We start from the raw sequence: 16,730 nt of genomic DNA, 5'->3' as shown, positions 1-16,730 counted from the left end.
GACGGCGGTCAGCCGAGGTCGACACCCGGCATCTGGCCGCGCAGCACGGTCAGTCGCGAGCGGATCCGCACATGCAGCTCGGGTGGGGCCGACTCGCTGCACGAGCGCCGGACGAGCTTCTTGATGTGGTCCTCGAGGTCGTACTCCGACAGGCACGGCTCGCAGTCGGCCAGGTGCTCCCGGATCCGATCGCCGTCGGTCTCGGCCAGCTCGGAGTCCAAGAACTCCGACAGCCGCTCGAGGGCTTCCCGGCACTCGACAGCGCCGACACTCTCGTGCAGTGGAGACTCGTCTGGGCTCACGACCCGACCTCCTTCTCGCCGGCGCCGACCAGCCCGCGTCCGCGCGCGTAGTCGCTGAGCAGCTCGCGCAACTGGTGGCGACCTCGGTGCAGCCGGGACATCACCGTCCCGATCGGCGTGCCCATGATCTCGGCGATCTCCTTGTAGGCGAACCCCTCGACGTCGGCCAGGTAGACCGCGATCCGGAAGTCGGCGGGGATCTGCTGGAGCGCGTCCTTGACGTCGGAGTCCGGCAGGTGGTCCAGCGCCTCCGCCTCCGCGGAGCGGAGCCCGGACGACGTGTGCGACGCCGCCCGCGCGATCTGCCAGTCCTCGATCTCCTCGGCAGCCGACCGCAGCGGCTCGCGCTGCTTCTTGCGGTAGGTGTTGATGAACGTGTTGGTCAGGATCCGGTACAGCCAGGCCTTGAGGTTCGTGCCGGGCCGGTACTGGTGGAAGGCGGCAAAGGCCTTCGTGAACGTCTCCTGCACCAGGTCTTCGGCATCGGCGGGGTTGCGCGTCATGCGGAGCGCAGCGGCGTAGAGCTGGTCCAGGTAGACCAGCGCCTCCGTCTCGAAGCGTTCGATGCGCGCAGCGGAGTCCTCGGCCTCGGGGGCCCGGTTCGTGTCCTCGGTCATCGGTACCGAGCCTAGACCCGTGGGCGCGCCCGGAGCGCCCCACGGCACCTGTCCGGGGGACAGCGAGACGGGGTTCGACGAGGCGGGACTCGACGCGTGCGACGGACCGATGGAGAACCCGGCTGGCGCAGATGGTGGCCGTGAGGCGAGGACGCAGCTCATGTCGGTGTCAACCTCACGGTGCGGACTCCCATTCCCTGCGCGCCGCACCAGGCCGGGTCGCGTGCCCCGGCGCGAACTTGGGGCTAGCGTGCCGGTATGACTGACTCCACCTTCATCACCCTCCTGCGCGAGCAGGTCGGGAACGAGCTCGGCGCGCACCAGCAGTACATCGCGATCGCTGTCTGGTTCGACCGCTCGGACCTGCCCCAGCTGGCGCGGCACTACTACCGTCAGGCGGTCGAGGAACGCAACCACGCGATGATGATCGTCCAGTACATGCTCGACCGGGACCTCCCGGTCGCGATCCCCGGCATCGACGCCGTGCGCAACGACTTCGCCGACGTGGTGGAGCCCATCGCGCTCGCGCTGGCGCAGGAGAAGCAGGTCACCGCGCAGATCGAGGCGATCTTCCAGGCGGCCCGCAACGAGTCCGACCCGCTCGGTGAGCAGTTCATGCTCTGGTTCCTCAAGGAGCAGGTCGAAGAGGTCGCCTCGGCGACCACGCTGCTGACCGTCGCCCAGCGGGCCGGGACCAACCTGTTCGACCTGGAGAACTACGTCGCCCGCGAGCAGGTCGGGGACGCCGGCGAATCGCTCGACGCCCCGTCCGCCGCCGGCGGCGCCCTCTAGCCCACGCACGTCACCACCCGTCACCGCACACAACCGAGGGAAGTTCACGTGATGCTGCTCCGCCGGATCGCCCGCCCGCTGCTGGCCACCTGGTTCGTGACCCAAGGCGTCGACGCCGTGCGGGGTCCCGCCGTGCACGTGGCGTTTGCCCGGCCCGCTGTCGATGCGCTGCTGGCGCAGCTCGGCACAGAACGCAAGGTCAGCGACGCACAGCTGCGGTCCGTGGTGGTGGCCCACGGCGCCGCCACGGCCGCGGCCGGCATCGCGCTCGCCGTCGGGCGCGCACCACGGACCGCCGCGCTCCTGCTCGCGGCCCTCACGCTGCCGCTCGCGGCGGCGAGCCTGCCCGCCCGCAAGGGCGGCAAGGTGCCGCCCGAGGTCCGGCAGGAGCGCCGCGCCCGGTTCGTGCGCAATCTCGCGTTCACCGGGGCCGCGCTGCTCGCGGGTGCGGACTACGAGGGTCGCCCCGGCGTCTCGTGGCGGGTCAACAACGCACGCGAGCAGGCCGCCGCGCACGCCAACGCCGTCGCCGCCAGCGCCGCGGAGCACGCCAAGGCTGTCGCCACGCCCCGGTAACCTGGGCGCTATGACGACGCCTGCTGCCCGGGAGCTCGCCGCCGGGTGGGCGGCACCGGAATCGACCGGCCCGCTCGACGCGAGCGTCGACGTGCCCGGTTCGAAGTCCCTGACCAACCGCTACCTCGTCCTCGCGGCGATCGCCGACGGCCCCGGCCGCCTGCGCGGGGCGTTGCGCTCACGAGACACCGAGCTCATGGCCGCCGCCCTGGCGACCCTCGGCACCGGGATCGCCGACGCGGCCGACGCCGACCGGGACTGGCTCATCACCCCCGCACGCCTGCGCGGACCGGCCACCGTCGACTGCGGCCTGGCCGGCACCGTGATGCGCTTCCTGCCCGCGGTCGCCGCGCTCGCTGACGGTCCGGTCCGGTTCGACGGCGACGCCGGCGCGCGGGTCCGGCCGATGGGACCTGTCCTCACCGCCTTGCGCACCCTCGGCATCTCGATCACCGAGCACGGAGCGCCCGGGTTCCTGCCCTTCACCATCACCGGGCGTGGCACGGTCCGCGGTGGCTCGGTCGACGTCGACGCCTCCGGCTCGAGCCAGTTCGTCTCGGGCCTCCTGCTGGCCGCTGCCCGGTTCGAGCAGGGGCTCACGGTGCGGCACACCGGCGCGACGCTGCCGAGCCTGCCTCACATCGACATGACCGTGCAGCTGCTGCGCGAGGCGGGGGTCGCGGTCGACGACTCGCGGCCCGCGATCTGGCGCGTGTCCCCTGGACCGATCGCCGCGCGCGACGTGCGCGTGGAGCCCGACCTGTCCAACGCCGGCCCGTTCCTCGCGGCCGCGCTCATCGCCGGCGGCTCGGTCCGGGTCCCGGGCTGGCCGACGACGACCACCCAGCCCGGCGCGCTGCTCCCCGCGATCCTGGAGCGGATGGGGGGGTCCGCCCGGCTCGACGGCGACGTGCTCGAGGTGACCGGAACTGGCGTCGTGCACGGGCTCGACCTCGATCTGCACGAGGCCGGCGAGCTGGCCCCGACCATCGCCGCCCTCGCCGCGCTCGCCGACTCCCCCACCCGGCTGCGCGGCATCGCGCACCTGCGGGGGCACGAGACGGACCGGCTCGCGGCCCTGGCGACCGAGATCACCCGCCTCGGAGGTCAGGCCGAGCAGACCGCCGACGGGCTCGTGATCACGCCCCGACCGCTGCGGGCGGGGACCCTGCGGACGTACCACGACCATCGGATGGCGACCGCGGGCGCGCTGATCGGGTTGCGGGTGCCGGGCGTGCTCGTCGAGAACATCGCCACGACCACCAAGACGCTGCCCGACTTCCCGGGCATGTGGCGCCGGATGCTCACCCGATGAGCGCGGGCCGGCAGCGCCTCGACGAGTCGGACATCCGCGTCCGGCCGAACCGGCGCGGGACGCGACCGCGGACCAAGCAGCGCCCCGAGCATGCCGACGCGATCACGGCGATGGTGACCGGCGTCGACCGCGGGCGCTACACCCTGCTCGTGGACGAGGGCGGGCCCGACGAGCACCGGGCGATCGCGATGAAGGCCCGCGAGCTCGGCCGGGAACGCGTCGTGCCGGGCGACCGGGTCGACGTCGTCGGCGACTCCTCCGGCGACGACGGCAGCCTGTCCAGGATCGTGCGGATCGAGGCGCGCACCACGGTGCTGCGCCGCTCCGCGGACGACACGGATGCGATCGAGCGCATCATCGTCGCGAACGCCGACCAGCTCGTCATCGTCACCGCGCTGGCCGACCCCGAGCCGCGCACCCGGATGATCGACCGGTGCGTCGTGGCCGGCTACGACGCCGGGATGGACGTCCTGCTGTGCCTGACCAAGGCAGACCTGGCCGACCCGCACGACCTGATCGCCATGTACGCGCCGATCGGCGTCGCGGTGGTGGTCACGCGCCGGGGCCCGCAGGGCGAGCTCGAGGCGCTCGACGACGTGCGCCGCGCGCTGGCCGGACGCACGTCGGTGCTCGTCGGGCACTCCGGGGTCGGCAAGTCCACGCTCGTCAACGCGCTGGTTCCCGACGCCTTCCGGGCCGTCGGCGTGGTCAACGACGTCACCGGTCGCGGGCGGCACACGTCCAGCTCGGCGATCGCGCTGCGGATGCCCGCGACCGAGGATGGCGGGGACGGCGCGGACGGCGTCGACCAGCCACCGGCGCGCGCCGGCTGGGTCATCGACACCCCCGGGGTCCGCTCCTTCGGGCTCGCGCACGTCAAGCTCGAGAACCTGCTGGCCCCGTTCGGCGACCTCGCCGAGGTCGCCCAGGAGTGCCCGCGCGGGTGCACGCACGCCGACGACGCCCCCGACTGCCTGCTCGACGAATGGGTGGCGAGCTCGCCCGACCCCGAGACCATGGCCGCCCGGGCGGCCCGGCTGGAGTCGTTCCGTCGCCTGCTCGTGAGCCGGGCCGGCACCATCGGCGCCGAGAACACCCCCGAGCGCGACCTGCGCTGACCGGGGCCCGGCGAGGCAGCGCGGTGCCCGGGCGCCGCGCGGCTACCGTGGGGCCATGACCATCCGATCGGGTTACGACGATGACCTGCGCCTCGCCCACGTGATCGCCGACCAGGTCGACTCCGTGACGATGTCCCGCTTCAAGGCCCTGGACCTGCGGGTCGAGACCAAGCCCGACCTCACCCCCGTGTCCGACGCCGACCGGACGGCCGAAGAGGTCATCCGCGCGCAGCTCGCCCGCGCCCGGCCCCGCGACGCGATCCACGGCGAGGAGTTCGCGGACACCGGGCACGGACCGCGGCAGTGGGTGATCGACCCGATCGACGGGACCAAGAACTTCATCCGTGGCGTGCCGGTCTGGGCGACCCTGATCGCGCTGGTCGACGCCGGGCAGCCGGTGCTCGGCCTGGTCAGCGCGCCGGCGCTCGGTCGGCGCTGGTGGGCTGCGAACGGATCGGGCGCGTGGACGGGCCGGTCGCTGGCGGCGGCCACGCGGTTGCAGGTCTCCGGGGTCACGGACCTCGCCGACGCGTCCTTGTCGTACTCGAGCCTCACGGGCTGGGAGGCCCAGGGTCGGCTGGACAACTTCCTCGACCTGACCCGCAAGGTCTGGCGCACGCGGGCCTACGGCGACTTCTGGTCGCACGTGCTCGTCGCCGAGGGCGCGGTCGACCTCTCGTGCGAGCCCGATCTGGCGCTGCACGACATGGCCGCGCTCGTGCCGATCGTGACCGAGGCCGGCGGGCGGTTCACCTCGATCAAGGGCGTGCCCGGACCGTTCGGCGGCTCGGCGCTCGTGAGCAACGGTCTGCTGCACGAGGCCGCGCTGCAGGTGCTGGACCCGCTGCTCGACGACTAGGACCTAGCGCGGGATCGCGCTGAACACTTAGCGCGGGATCGCGCTGGACATCTAGCGCGGGATCGCGCTGAACTCGCTCGCGTCGTACCAGAGCAGGTCGCGCTCGTCCAGGTGCTCGAGGGCGTCGTCCTCGCCGGCGAGCGCGGCCACGACCTGCGGCTCGGCGGCCGGCTCGTCGACGTGAGCGCACACGATCGCGTCCCACGGCACACCGCCTGCGACGTCGACCGCGCTCGGCACGGCGTCGTCGTCCGCGACGATCGAGACCTCGGAGTCGGCGACGTCGGCCGCCAGCACCAACCGCAGGCGCGGGGCCTGCGGTGTACGCCCCAGCAGGTCGAGCGAGTCGTCGGCCGCCGCGAGCTGGGCCGCGTACTCGAGACCCTCGTCCTCGTCGTCGGGGAACAGCGCGCGCAGCGCGGGCGTCACCGCGTGGGCGCGCAGCGGACCGAGCGCGAGGCGCCCTCCCGTGGGGGTCGGGGCGAGGTCGAGCAGGGTAGCCGGCAGGTAGATGCGCACGGCCCCAGTCTGCCCGCTCAACCGGTGCGCACGAACCGCCCCGGGCGTCGCATGCCACCGGGCGCACGCGCGGGCACGGCCGGGCGGGTGAGCGTCGTCGCGAGCGCGGCGATCGCCCGGCGGGCAGGCGACCCCGGCGCCACCTCCAGGAGGGTCGCCCCGCGCAGCACTGCCCCGTCGACCGACGAGCGGTCGTCGGGCACCAGGACGGCCTCCTCCACACCCGCGTACCGACCCAGCGACGCCTGGATCGCGGCACCGGGACGCGGCCCGGCAGCGGACGCCCGCACGCGGTTGACCACGACCGTGCGCGCCGCCGTGATCGGCACCGGCAACGCCGCGAGGTCGGCGATCCCGCGGACCAGGCGCTGGATCCCGACGGGGTCGCCCGAGCCGACGACCAGGACGACGTCGGCCGCCTCGAGCGCCGAGAGCGTCGCGGCGTTCCGGCGCGGTGCGCGCGTGTCGTAGCTCAGGGCCTCGTCCTGCTCGAGGCAGAACCCGCAGTCGATGACGGTCCAGGCCGCCAGGGTGCGGGCCACCTCCCAGACCACCTCGAGCGCCGACGCGGGCAGCTCGGGCCAGCGGTTCGCGCGCGAGATCCCCGTCAGGACGCGCAGCCCGGGCGAGAGCACGGGCGTCAGCCGGGCGAGCCCCGCCAGGTCGAGGCCCCCCTGCCCGGCGGCGCGCGCGGCGGCGGCGAGGCCGGGCGCCTCGTCGAGCATCCCCACGAGCGAGGCGATCGTGCCGCCGTAGGTGTCCGCATCGATGACGAGCGCGCCGGCAACGGCCAGCTCGGCCGCGAGGTTGAGCGCGATCGTCGAGCGCCCGGGGGCCCCGGTCGGCCCCCACACCGCCACGACCCGGCCCCGAGGTGCCGGACCGGGGTCGCCGGGATCGGGCGCGCCCGCGATCTGGACCGCCGTCGGCCCGGCCGCGCCCGGCGCACGGTCGGCGAGGTCCTCAGCGGCGGCCGCGGCGAGGGCGAGCACCGCCGCGACCAGGCCGGACGCGTCGACGTCGTCGGCCACCACAGCGTCGATGCCCAGCGCGAGGGCACGAGCGGCCTGACCCGGCGGCGCGAGCGCGAGCACGCGGACCCGCCCGGCGTGGAGCTGGGCGACCGCCTCCCGGTCGAGGTGGGGCAGGTCGATCGACACCACCGCGAGCCGGCCGAGCCCGGCCGCAGCGGCGGCCAGCAGCTCGGCGCAGTCGGCACACCGCCGCAGCACCGTGATCCGGTGCGCGGCGCCGTCGAGCGCGGTCGCGACGGCGGCCTCCACCGCCCCGCGCACCGCGCAGAGCACCTCGACGGACCCGGGCATCCTCAGCCGCCCGTGCCGGGCACGAGAACGAGCTGCACGGCGCCTGGGGCCGCGAGCGCCCCCAGGACGGCGGGCAGCGACCCGGTCGGCACGAGCACGTGCACCGTGGTCCGGGCCCCGACGGCGAACGCGCCGGACGGCCGCGAGACCTCCGCGACCTCGAGCCCTTCGGCGAGCAGCGAGGGCGGCCCCACATCCCCCTCGGTCGCGGCCGTCACCCACAGGTCGACGCGGGCCCCCGCGACCACGCCGTCGGACAGCGTGTCGGTGACCTGGACCGGCACCGGCCGGACGTCGAGCGAGGCCTGTGACCCGACGGCGGACGCCGGTACGAGCTCGCCCGCGAACACCGTCCGCAGCACCACGAGCTCGGGTGGTCCGGCGGCGGTCACGGCGAGGTAGTGGCCGGCTTCGGCGGGCGACAGCCGCACCTGCCCGACGACGAGATCGCCGGCGCCGACGCTCTCGCCGGGGACCAGGGTTCCCCGGGCGACGTAGACCGGGGTGTACGCCTGCGCCGCCGAGACCGCCCAGGAACCGAGCGCGACAGCCCCCGCCACCATGACGAGGCCAGCCAGCAGCCGCGGGTCGCGCCAGCTCGGTCGACGGAGCCGCACCGCGACCGGACTGACCGGCTCCCGCACCGACGTGACCATCAACCGCGCCCCCTGCTCGACCGCCTACCTACTCGAACCGCCCATCATGGGTGATTCCGGTCGCACGCGCAGGCGAGTTGTGGACAACCGTCCGAGCAACCTCGGGCGTGCCAGACTGCGCACATGTCCTCCCGGTTCCTCACGCTCGCCGACGTGACGGAGGTGCTCAACATCTCCGCCGCCCAGGCGTACGCGCTCGTGCGATCCGGCGAGCTCCCCGCCATCCAGATCGGCGGTCGCGCGCAGTGGCGGGTCGAGGCGACCGAGCTCGAGGCCTACATCGAGCGCATGTACGCGCAGACCAGGGCGCGGATCGACGCGGACGCCCCGACGGACTAGTCCGAGCGCACCAGGCGCAGTGCCGTGAACGGCACCGCCCACGTCTGCGCACCACCGGGCCCGTCGGACCGGAGATCGACACTGGCCGACAGGTCCAGGTGATCGGCGCCGACGCGTTCGATCCGCCCGTAGAGCTCGCTCCCGTCCGTCAGGATCCGCACCGCGACCCGGTCTCGAGCGATCGCCCGCAGGGCGTACCCGAGGCCCAGCCGTCGGGCGACCTCCTCGCGCGCGGGGATCGAGCGCTCGGGTAGCCCTCGGACGGCGACGAGCGCGGCGAGCGGCACGAGGACGCGCCGGTGACCCTCGGCGACCAGCAGCCACTGCGCGGCGACCTCCAGCAGCTCGCCGTCGACCGTGTGACCCCCGGCGACGGCCAGGCGCACGCCGCTCCCCCGCGCCGCGCGCAACCGATCACCCAGCTCGACGCTCGCCCTCTCGGCGCGCGTCAGGTCGGCCACCTCGACCGCGCGATCTGCTGCGTGCGCCGCGTCGAGCTGGGCCTCCATGTCCGCGAACAGTGCCTCCCACCGCATGCGCCCCACCGTAGGGCGCGGACCCCGCCGGCCGTCCCCAATGCCTGTCCCGCTCTGGACAACTCCCGTGGCACCCGGTACACCTGACCCACCGAACAACATCAAACGGCATCAAACGGCATCAAATACTTTCTTTGGAGGTAGTCGATGAGTCAGACCGTCCCGCGCACAGCACGACCGCGACCAGCACCTGTCGGCGCGCTGATCGTGGCCGCCACCGCCGCGCTGGCCAGCGCGGCAGCCCTGGGGATGCGACTCCTCGCGCTCGCGCTGGACGGCCGGGCCGGCCTCGGCAGCATCGATCAGGTGGTCGAGCTCGGCGTGCTCGCCGTGGGTCTCGCCGTGGCCGGGTGGCTGGCGCTGGCGCTGGTCGCGGCGGTCGGCTGCGCCACAGCCCGGCTGGTCGGATGGCACTGGGCTGCCGGGGAGCGCTTCGTCGCCCGGCACGCCCCGGTGGTCGTGCGGCGGGCCCTGGCCCTGTCGATCGGCGCCGGGGTCGGCCTCGTCGCCGCGGTGGTCCCCGCCGTGGCCGACCAGGCCGCGCCGCCCGCCGACCTGGGCTGGGCCGCCACGCAGGTCGTCGCGGTCCCGGCGCGCGCCACCACGCCGGTTCCGGCTCCAGCACCCGTTCCTGCTGCTGCCCCGGCTCCGGCTCCGGCATCAGTGCCAGCTCCCGCGTCTGCTACCGCGTCAGCTCCAGCTCCCGCGTCTGCTACCGCGTCAGCTCCAGCCCCCGAATCAGCGTCCGCTCCGGCTGCGGCTCCGGCTCCCCCGCGCCACCGCCAGCATCAGCCCCGATATCCGGGCCGGTCACGGTTGCCCCGGGCGACAGCCTGTGGCGGATCGCGGCGGACCACCTCGTCGTCGGCGCGACCGACGCGCAGATCGCGGCCGCGTGGCCCCGCTGGTACGACGCCAACCGCGACGTGATCGGCGACGACCCCCACACCATCCGGCCCGGCCAGGTGCTGAGCCCCCCGGCGCCCCGGGTCGCCGACGCAACCGGAGCGGCATCGTGAGCGCCGCCACGGCCGCCCTGGAGCCGGAGGACACCCCGGACACCTCCGGGCCCGGCGTCCCCCCTGCCCGGGCCCGGATGGCCCCGCTCGTCGAGCGGCCGGCCCGGGTTGCCCGGCCCCCGGGTCCGATCCTCGCCCCGCCCCCGTGGCCGGCTCCGACGCGATCAAGCGCCGACCGGCGATCGCGAGCGTCGGCGAGATCGCCCCGCCCGAGCAGGTCCGCCTCCCGGACCCGACGAAGCTGTGCTGCGCGATGGTCCAGGCCGCGGTCGAGGCACTGCGCGGGACCCGCCCGATGGCCCAGCTCGCGCGCTGGGTGTCGCCGGAGATCTACGACCAGCTCGTGGCCCGCTCCGCCGTCACGCAGCGGGTGCTCGGCCGGGCTGAGCCCACGCACCATGCGGCGATCCGTCGGATCCGGCTGTGCCGGCTGGGCGAGAATGCGGCCGAGGCGACGGTCGTGGTCGACGACGGCCCGCGCGTCCGCGCCGTGGCAGTACGCCTCGAGGGCCACCGCGGCCAGTGGCGCGCGACGGCCCTCGAGATCGGTTAGTGCTGTGAATCGGGTAGCGCTGTCGATCGGTGAGCGCTGTCGACCGGTTAGCGCTGTCGATCGGTTAGCGCTGTCGATCCTGGAGGTCAGCGCTTCTTGCGCGCCTGCCGCTCGGCCTTGCGGCGCTCCTCGCGGTTGACGTCGGCCGCAGCGGCGCCGCCCGCGGGGGGCACCGCTGACTGCGAGCCGGTGGTGCCGCGCGCGAGCTGCGCGTCGCCGTCGACGGTCGGCGCCGAGTACTGCAGCGGCGCACTGCGATCGGGACCGTCCAGCCCCTTCGCGACGATGGTGCCGGCCGCCCGACGGCCCGAGGGCGCGCCCTTCGCCTCACGGCGCGTGGCCGGCTCGGCGACCTCGTCGGACGCCGGGGCGGCGGGCACGACGACGTCGTCGGCCACCGGGGCCGGCTCGGCGTCCACCGTGCGCGGTTTCGCGGCCGCGGCACCGGACCCGACAGCAGCCTGAGCGGCCGACGCGGCGGTCACGACCGGGCCCGCCTCGGGCTCGGCGACCTTGACCTCGAGGTTGAACAGGTAGGCGACCGACTCCTCCTTGATGGCATCGGTCATGGCGCCGAACAGCTGGAAGCCCTCGCGCTGGTACTCCACGAGCGGGTCGCGCTGGGCCATCGCCCGCAGGCCGATGCCCTCCTTGAGGTAGTCCATCTCGTAGAGGTGCTCGCGCCACTTGCGGTCGAGCACGCTGAGCACCACGCGCCGTTCGAGCTGACGCATGTTCTCGGAGCCGATCAGCTCCTCGCGGGCGGCGTAGGCGAACTGCGCGTCGCTGATGACCTCGGTCGCCAGCAGCTCCGCCGAGACGCGGGTGGGTCCACCGGCCTGCTCGATGACCTCCTCGGAGGTGATCGAGACCGGGTAGACGGCCTTGAGCGCGGTCCACAGCGCCTCGAGGTCCCAGCTCTCCGGGGTGCCCTCGGAGGTCGCGCCCGCAACGTACGCGGTCAGGACGTCCGCGGCGAAGTGCTGGATCTGATCCTGCATGTCCTCACCCTCGAGCACGCGGCGGCGCTCGGCGTAGATGACGGACCGCTGGCGGGACAGGACGTCGTCGTACTTCAAGACGTTCTTGCGGATCTCGAAGTTGCGCGCCTCGACCTGGGACTGCGCGCTCGCGATGCCACGCGTGACGATCTTCGACTCGAGCGGAAGGTCGTCCGGGAACCCGGCGCGGGTCATGAGCGACTCGGCCATCTGCGAATTGAACAGCCGCATGAGGTCGTCCTGCAGCGACAGGTAGAACCGGGACTCGCCCGGGTCGCCCTGGCGCCCGGACCGGCCGCGCAGCTGGTTGTCGATGCGGCGCGACTCGTGCCGCTCGGTGCCGAGCACGTACAGCCCGCCGAGCTCGACGACCTCGTCGTGCTCGGCCGCGACGGCCTCGATGGCCTTCTTCAGCGCGTCGGGCCAGGCGGCCTCGTACTCCTCGGTCTGCTCGGCGGGGTCCAGCCCTCGACTGGACATGTCCGCGACGGCCATGAACTCGGCGTTGCCGCCGAGCATGATGTCGGTGCCGCGGCCGGCCATGTTCGTCGCGACCGTGACGGCGCCCTTGCGACCGGCCTGCGCGATGATCGGCGCTTCCCGGGCGTGCTGCTTGGCGTTGAGGACCTCGTGCGGGACGCCCTGCTTCTTGAGCTTGCTCGAGAGCAGCTCGCTCTTCTCGACGCTCGTGGTGCCGACGAGCACCGGCTGCCCGGCGGCGTGCCGCGCGACGATGTCGGCGACGACGGCGTCGAACTTGCCGGACTCGTTCTTGTAGACGAGGTCGCCCTGGTCCAGGCGGCACATCGGCTTGTTGGTCGGGATCGGCACGACGCCGAGCTTGTACGTGCCGGAGAACTCGGCCGCCTCGGTGTCGGCGGTCCCGGTCATCCCCGCCAGCTTCGCGTAGAGCCGGAAGTAGTTCTGGAGCGTGATCGTGGCGAGCGTCTGGTTCTCGGCCTTGATGACCACGCCCTCCTTGGCCTCGATGGCCTGGTGCATGCCCTCGTTGTACCGGCGGCCGGGCAGCATGCGGCCCGTGTGCTCGTCGACGATGAGCACCTCGCCGGACAGGACGACGTAGTCCTTGTCGCGCTTGAAGAGCTCCTTGGCCTTGATGGCGTTGTTGAGGAACCCGATCAGCGGCGTGTTCAGCGACTCGTAGAGGTTCTCGATGCCGAGGTAGTCCTCGACGCGCTCGATGCCGGGCTCGAGCACGCCGATGGTGCGCTTCTTCTCGTCGACCTCGTAGTCGCGCTCGGCCTCGAGCCGTCGCACGACCTTGGCGAACTCGGCGTACCAGCGGTTCGCGTCGCCCGACGCGGGGCCGGAGATGATCAGCGGGGTGCGGGCCTCGTCGATGAGGATCGAGTCGACCTCGTCCACGATCGCGAAGTTGTGGCCGCGCTGGACGAGCTCGTCGGTGGTCCACGCCATGTTGTCGCGCAGGTAGTCGAACCCGAACTCGTTGTTGGTGCCGTAGGTGATGTCGGCCGCGTACTGCTGGCGGCGCTCCGCGGGGGTCTGGCCCGAGAGGATGACCCCGCTCGACATGCCGAGGAACCGGAAGATGCGCCCCATCAGCTCGGCCTGGTAGCTCGCCAGGTAGTCGTTGACGGTGACGACGTGCACACCCTTGCCGGACAGCGCGTTGAGGTACGCCGGCGCCGTCGCGACGAGCGTCTTGCCCTCACCGGTCTTCATCTCGGCGATGTTGCCGAGGTGCAGCGCGGCGGCACCCATGAGCTGGACGTCGAAGTGACGTTGGCCGAGGGTGCGGCGCGCCGCCTCGCGGACGGCGGCGAACGCCTCCGGAAGGAGGCTGTCCAGGCTCTCGCCGTCAGCGACTCGCGCCTTGAACCGGTCCGTCTCCTCGCGCAGCTCCGCATCCGTGAGGGACGTGAAGCTGTCCTCGAGCGCGTTGACCTGGTGGGCGATGCCGGACAGCTTCTTGACGATCCGGCCCTCGCCGAAGCGCAGGACCTTCTCGAGGATCGCAGGCACGCATGACTCCCATGGGTTTGGCGTATCCGCGGCCGGTCGGCCGGACGGATCCACGTCTCGCAGCTGCTCACCTCGCACTGGCGGCACGTGCTCGCGCCGGTGCGTGTGGACAGCCCGGCTCCATCGTAGGCGAGCCGGGCGCCGGATCGCCCCCCTAGCGGCGCGGACGCAGGAGCAGCACGGCCCACAGGAGCAGCGCGCCGCCCGCCGCGCCGGTCGGCCCGATGCGCTCACCGAGCAGCAGGGCCGCCCCGCAGGCAGCGGTCAGGGGTTCGAGCAGCGCGAGCAGGGCCGCCGTCGTCGCCGGCACCCGACGCAGCCCGCTGAAGTACGCGCCGTACGCCGCCGCGGTGGGCACGACACCGAGGAACGCGACGAGCAGCCACCCCGGCACGCCGCGCGGGGCCACGAGGCCGCCGCCGAGCAGCGCGGCGACGGGCAGGAGCGCGGCGCCCCCGAGGGTGAATGACATCGCGGTCAGGGCCAGGGGCTCGAGCCCCGGGACCGCGCTGCTGTTCAGCACGGTCATCACCGCGAAGGCGAGCGCTGCGACGAGCGCCAGCACCAGGCCGAGGCCGAGGCCGCCAGATCCGCCCGACGCCGGGACGCCCAGCAGCAGCGCCAGGCCCAGCAGCGCGAGCGCCATCGCCACGACCACCCGCGCGGGTGGGCGCCGCCGGCTCCGGGCGGCCGTCACAGCAGCCACGACGACGGGCGCGGCGCCGAGCGCGACGAACGTCGCCGCCGAGACCGACGCAAGCGAGACCGCCGCGAAGTAGCTCGCCTGGTAGGTCGCCGCGAGCGCGCCGGTGGCCAGGACCCGCACGACGACCGGCCTCGACCGCGGCACGCCCCGCAGCCGGCCCGCCACGGCCAGGCCGAGCGCGAGCACGCCGCCACCGACCAGCAGGCGGTAGCTCGCCACCGCGACCATCGACACCTCGCTCCCGGTGGCGAGCAGCGCGCCGACGACCCCACCGCTGCCCCACAGCACGGCGCCGGCCGCGACGAGCCCGAAGTCCCGAGGTCGCACGGCCCAGCTCGGCGGCAGGCCCTGCGCCGAGGACGCGAGCCGGGCGTCAGCCAACCGGCAGCTCCAGGCACGAGGCGAGCTCGGCGGCGAGGTCGCCGCGCCGGGGGTCGGCGACCTCGATCCCGGCCAGCCCCAGCCAGCCGGCGAGCTCGACCAGCTCGGCGGCGAGCTCGCGGGTGGTCTCGGGCGGGGCCGCGTCCTCACCGAACGCGGCGAGGACGCGCAGCACGCCCGCGCCGCGGTCCGCCTTGAGGTCGACGCGCGCCGCGAGGCGCTCCCCCAGCAGGAACGGCAGGACGTAGTAGCCGTGCACGCGCTGGGCCGCCGGGACGTAGATCTCGATGCGGTAGTGCATCCCGAACAGCTCCTCGAGCCGGCGACGCTCGAACACGAGCGGGTCGAACGGGCTCAGCAGCGTCCGGGCCGTGGCCCGGCGGGGATGGCGGGCGTCGGCGTGCAGGTACGCGACCCGGTCCCACCCGGTCACGGTCACGGGTCGCAGCACACCCTGCTCGACCAGCTCGTCGATCGCCCGGCGGGTCGGGGTCAGCCGCAGCCGGAAGTAGTCGGCCAGGCAGCGCAGCGTGCCCACGCCATGGGCCCGCGCGGAGATCTCCACGAGCGCGCGGACGGCGTCGTCGTCCGCGATCGGGGGCGCGGCGCGCACCGCCGCGGGCAGGACCCGCTCGGTGAGGTCGTAGCAGCGCTCGAACGAGGCCGTGCGCCGCGCGGAGGTGACCTCGCCGGTGAAGAAGAGGAACTCGAGCGCCCGCTTGGCCACCGTCCAGTTCCAGCCCCAGTCGGTCCGTACGCGCGGATGGTCGGCCTCGTAGAGCTCGTGCACCTCGCTCGCCGTCATCGGGCCGCGGGCGGCGATCAGGTCACGGATCTCGGCGACGACGCCGGAGTGCGCGAGCTCCACGCCGCTGATCACCCCCCAGGCCTCGGTGCGGTAGGCCCGTTGGCGCCATTCCAGCAGCCGGTAGGTCGACGGCGGGACGTAGGACGCCATGTGTCCCCAGTACTCGACCAGCTGCCGGGGCGCGGTCCCGGCCGCGCGGTCGAGCAGCGCGGGGTCGTAGGCGCCCAGCCGCGAGTACAGCGGCATCAGGTGGGCGCGCGCCAGCACGTTGACCGAATCGATCTGCAGCAGCCCGGTGCGCCGCACGACCTGCTGCAGGTGCCGCATCGTGATCGCCGTCCCGGGTTCGGGCCGACGGCGGTCGAGGCCTTGGGCCCCCAGCGCGACCCGCCGGGCCTGGCTCAGGCTCAGGACGTCGACGGGGCGGGAGGTGAGCATGTGCTCATCCTCCCGCCCCGGACCGACAGGTCGTGCTCGCGCGGTGTCGCGCGCAGATCTCAGCCCGCGGCCCGGCGTTCTTCGCTGGCGACGCCGGCGGTCGCGACCGGCTTGTCGAGCTTGATCACGCCGTAGCTCCACCCGTGACGCCGGTAGGCGACCGACGGCTGGGCGGTCTCGGCGTCGATGAACAGGAAGAAGTCGTGGCCGACCATCTCCATCTCGTACAGCGCGTCGTCCACGGTCATCGGCCTGGCCTCGTGCACCTTCTCCCGGATGATCACGGGCGAGTCTCCGAGCGTGTGCTCGACGGCCTCACCGGGAACCAGCACGGGCGGCGCGGGCGCGACGGGCTCGGGCGGACGCACGTCGACCGGGGCGAGCGGGGTGTTGTTGCGGTGGTCCTTGCGTCGGTCGCGCGACCGTCGCAGCCGCTCGAGCAGCTTGGTGGTGGCGAGGTCCAGCGCGGCGTACTTGTCGTCCGCGGACGCCTCTGCCCGCACGACGGGGCCCTTGTCTCGCACAGTCAGCTCGACGCGTTCCGAGATTCCAGACAGCCGGGGGTTGTTCTCGTGGGTGACCTCGACATCGACCCGCTGCGCGGTCGGCGCAAGCAGGTTGATCTTCGCGAGCTTGTCTTCCACGTGCAGGCGGAACTTCTCAGGCAGCTCGGTGTGACGACCAACGACGACGATCTCCATGCGGACCTCCGGAGTCTCTTGGTGGCTCACTTCCTGGCCACCAGCTGGACGTGCTGTTCTCACCCTGTGACGGGCGGTCAGTCGACACCTCCTCCTCCAGACCACTGCGCCTCCCACAATTCCGGCCGTCATTGGCCAAGAACCGTGGTCCGCACTGCGACCTTG

The 16,730-nt window shown here is 73.5% G+C and carries 18 protein-coding genes; 8 read left to right on the top strand and 10 right to left on the bottom strand.

The window, feature by feature from the left end; translation table 11 throughout:
* Nucleotides 1–8 precede the first annotated feature (8 nt).
* Both rsrA and VTA80_RS14645 read right to left on the bottom strand, forming a co-directional pair.
* The gene (gene rsrA / locus VTA80_RS14650; RefSeq protein ID WP_407341828.1) at nt 9–302 is read right to left on the bottom strand and encodes a mycothiol system anti-sigma-R factor; all 294 of its coding nucleotides are present in this window, start codon (nt 300–302) and stop codon (nt 9–11) included.
* Entirely contained in the window at nt 299–1,081 is a 783-nt protein-coding gene (locus VTA80_RS14645; protein ID WP_407341827.1) for a sigma-70 family RNA polymerase sigma factor, read from the bottom strand. Before VTA80_RS14645 ends, rsrA begins: the two co-directional genes overlap by 4 nt.
* Nucleotides 1,082–1,177: 96 nt before the next feature.
* Between VTA80_RS14645 and VTA80_RS14640 the strand changes: the two genes are divergently transcribed.
* The 5 genes from VTA80_RS14640 to hisN are packed head-to-tail and all read left to right on the top strand — an operon-like array spanning nt 1,178 to nt 5,579.
* Nucleotides 1,178–1,711, top strand: a complete 534-nt coding sequence (locus VTA80_RS14640; protein ID WP_407341826.1) for a ferritin — start codon at nt 1,178–1,180, stop codon at nt 1,709–1,711.
* Between the two features lie 51 nt (nt 1,712–1,762).
* The gene (locus tag VTA80_RS14635; protein ID WP_407345782.1) at nt 1,763–2,287 is read left to right on the top strand and encodes a DoxX family protein; all 525 of its coding nucleotides are present in this window, start codon (nt 1,763–1,765) and stop codon (nt 2,285–2,287) included.
* Nucleotides 2,288–2,297: 10 nt separating this feature from the next.
* Complete coding sequence (gene aroA / locus VTA80_RS14630) at nt 2,298–3,602, top strand: 3-phosphoshikimate 1-carboxyvinyltransferase (RefSeq protein ID WP_407341825.1); 1,305 nt, start codon at nt 2,298–2,300, stop codon at nt 3,600–3,602.
* Nucleotides 3,599–4,720, top strand: a complete 1,122-nt coding sequence (gene rsgA, locus VTA80_RS14625) for a ribosome small subunit-dependent GTPase A (protein ID WP_407341824.1) — start codon at nt 3,599–3,601, stop codon at nt 4,718–4,720. Before aroA ends, rsgA begins: the two co-directional genes overlap by 4 nt.
* Before the next feature lie 55 nt (nt 4,721–4,775).
* Nucleotides 4,776–5,579 (top strand): histidinol-phosphatase, encoded by an 804-nt coding sequence (gene hisN / locus VTA80_RS14620; RefSeq protein ID WP_407341823.1) that lies wholly within the window; start codon nt 4,776–4,778, stop codon nt 5,577–5,579.
* A 51-nt stretch (nt 5,580–5,630) separates the two neighbouring features.
* Here hisN and VTA80_RS14615 read toward each other — a convergent pair whose 3' ends face one another.
* Genes VTA80_RS14615 through VTA80_RS14605 form a run of 3 tightly spaced genes read right to left on the bottom strand, consistent with a single transcriptional unit; the run spans nt 5,631 to nt 8,067 of the window.
* On the bottom strand, nt 5,631–6,098 hold the full coding sequence (locus VTA80_RS14615; RefSeq protein ID WP_407341822.1) for a DUF6912 family protein: 468 nt from the start codon (nt 6,096–6,098) through the stop codon (nt 5,631–5,633).
* 17 nt (nt 6,099–6,115) lie between these two features.
* Nucleotides 6,116–7,423: a CpaE family protein gene (locus tag VTA80_RS14610; RefSeq protein WP_407341821.1), complete on the bottom strand. Its 1,308-nt coding sequence runs from the start codon at nt 7,421–7,423 to the stop codon at nt 6,116–6,118.
* A gap of 2 nt (nt 7,424–7,425) precedes the next feature.
* The gene (locus VTA80_RS14605) at nt 7,426–8,067 is read right to left on the bottom strand and encodes a hypothetical protein (RefSeq protein WP_407341820.1); all 642 of its coding nucleotides are present in this window, start codon (nt 8,065–8,067) and stop codon (nt 7,426–7,428) included.
* 135 nt (nt 8,068–8,202) lie between these two features.
* Between VTA80_RS14605 and VTA80_RS14600 the strand changes: the two genes are divergently transcribed.
* On the top strand, nt 8,203–8,418 hold the full coding sequence (locus VTA80_RS14600) for a helix-turn-helix domain-containing protein (RefSeq protein WP_407341819.1): 216 nt from the start codon (nt 8,203–8,205) through the stop codon (nt 8,416–8,418).
* Here the strand turns inward: VTA80_RS14600 and VTA80_RS14595 are convergent.
* The gene (locus tag VTA80_RS14595; RefSeq protein ID WP_407341818.1) at nt 8,415–8,954 is read right to left on the bottom strand and encodes a hypothetical protein; all 540 of its coding nucleotides are present in this window, start codon (nt 8,952–8,954) and stop codon (nt 8,415–8,417) included. The two genes, VTA80_RS14600 and VTA80_RS14595, sit on opposite strands and share 4 nt — an antisense overlap.
* Before the next feature lie 147 nt (nt 8,955–9,101).
* Between VTA80_RS14595 and VTA80_RS14590 the strand changes: the two genes are divergently transcribed.
* Nucleotides 9,102–9,884, top strand: coding sequence for a hypothetical protein (locus VTA80_RS14590; protein ID WP_407341817.1), 783 nt, complete (start codon nt 9,102–9,104; stop codon nt 9,882–9,884).
* A gap of 234 nt (nt 9,885–10,118) precedes the next feature.
* Complete coding sequence (locus VTA80_RS14585) at nt 10,119–10,526, top strand: Rv3235 family protein (protein ID WP_407341816.1); 408 nt, start codon at nt 10,119–10,121, stop codon at nt 10,524–10,526.
* A gap of 86 nt (nt 10,527–10,612) precedes the next feature.
* On the opposite strand, the gene secA is transcribed toward VTA80_RS14585, so the two are convergent.
* The 4 genes from secA to hpf form a co-directional block, all read right to left on the bottom strand.
* Nucleotides 10,613–13,531: a preprotein translocase subunit SecA gene (secA, locus tag VTA80_RS14580; RefSeq protein ID WP_407341815.1), complete on the bottom strand. Its 2,919-nt coding sequence runs from the start codon at nt 13,529–13,531 to the stop codon at nt 10,613–10,615.
* Between the two features lie 154 nt (nt 13,532–13,685).
* Entirely contained in the window at nt 13,686–14,618 is a 933-nt protein-coding gene (locus VTA80_RS14575; protein WP_407341814.1) for an EamA family transporter, read from the bottom strand.
* On the bottom strand, nt 14,611–15,864 hold the full coding sequence (locus tag VTA80_RS14570; RefSeq protein WP_407341813.1) for a winged helix-turn-helix domain-containing protein: 1,254 nt from the start codon (nt 15,862–15,864) through the stop codon (nt 14,611–14,613). The genes VTA80_RS14575 and VTA80_RS14570 overlap by 8 nt, the downstream gene beginning before the upstream one ends.
* A 59-nt stretch (nt 15,865–15,923) precedes the next feature.
* The gene (gene hpf, locus VTA80_RS14565; RefSeq protein ID WP_407341812.1) at nt 15,924–16,565 is read right to left on the bottom strand and encodes a ribosome hibernation-promoting factor, HPF/YfiA family; all 642 of its coding nucleotides are present in this window, start codon (nt 16,563–16,565) and stop codon (nt 15,924–15,926) included.
* Between the last annotated feature and the right edge of the window lie 165 nt (nt 16,566–16,730).

Origin of the sequence: Pengzhenrongella phosphoraccumulans, from assembly GCF_045689905.1 — a bacterium.
Taxonomy (GTDB): Bacteria; Actinomycetota; Actinomycetes; order Actinomycetales; family Cellulomonadaceae; genus Pengzhenrongella; species Pengzhenrongella phosphoraccumulans.
The sequence above is the reverse complement of the archived record's forward strand: the minus strand, read 5'-3'. Positions and strand labels throughout refer to the sequence as shown.

What these genes read in the sequence shown, in the direction of transcription:
- VTA80_RS14595 (WP_407341818.1), bottom strand. Translation starts at nt 8,954, where the DNA reads ATGCGGTGGGAGGCACTGTTCGCGGACATGGAGGCCCAGCTCGACGCG.
- VTA80_RS14590 (WP_407341817.1), top strand. Translation starts at nt 9,102, where the DNA reads ATGAGTCAGACCGTCCCGCGCACAGCACGACCGCGACCAGCACCTGTC.
- hpf (WP_407341812.1), bottom strand. Translation starts at nt 16,565, where the DNA reads ATGGAGATCGTCGTCGTTGGTCGTCACACCGAGCTGCCTGAGAAGTTC.
- VTA80_RS14640 (WP_407341826.1), top strand. Translation starts at nt 1,178, where the DNA reads ATGACTGACTCCACCTTCATCACCCTCCTGCGCGAGCAGGTCGGGAAC.
- VTA80_RS14600 (WP_407341819.1), top strand. Translation starts at nt 8,203, where the DNA reads ATGTCCTCCCGGTTCCTCACGCTCGCCGACGTGACGGAGGTGCTCAAC.
- VTA80_RS14635 (WP_407345782.1), top strand. Translation starts at nt 1,763, where the DNA reads ATGCTGCTCCGCCGGATCGCCCGCCCGCTGCTGGCCACCTGGTTCGTG.
- VTA80_RS14570 (WP_407341813.1), bottom strand. Translation starts at nt 15,864, where the DNA reads ATGCTCACCTCCCGCCCCGTCGACGTCCTGAGCCTGAGCCAGGCCCGG.
- VTA80_RS14645 (WP_407341827.1), bottom strand. Translation starts at nt 1,081, where the DNA reads ATGAGCTGCGTCCTCGCCTCACGGCCACCATCTGCGCCAGCCGGGTTC.
- VTA80_RS14610 (WP_407341821.1), bottom strand. Translation starts at nt 7,423, where the DNA reads ATGCCCGGGTCCGTCGAGGTGCTCTGCGCGGTGCGCGGGGCGGTGGAG.
- hisN (WP_407341823.1), top strand. Translation starts at nt 4,776, where the DNA reads ATGACCATCCGATCGGGTTACGACGATGACCTGCGCCTCGCCCACGTG.
- aroA (WP_407341825.1), top strand. Translation starts at nt 2,298, where the DNA reads ATGACGACGCCTGCTGCCCGGGAGCTCGCCGCCGGGTGGGCGGCACCG.
- rsgA (WP_407341824.1), top strand. Translation starts at nt 3,599, where the DNA reads ATGAGCGCGGGCCGGCAGCGCCTCGACGAGTCGGACATCCGCGTCCGG.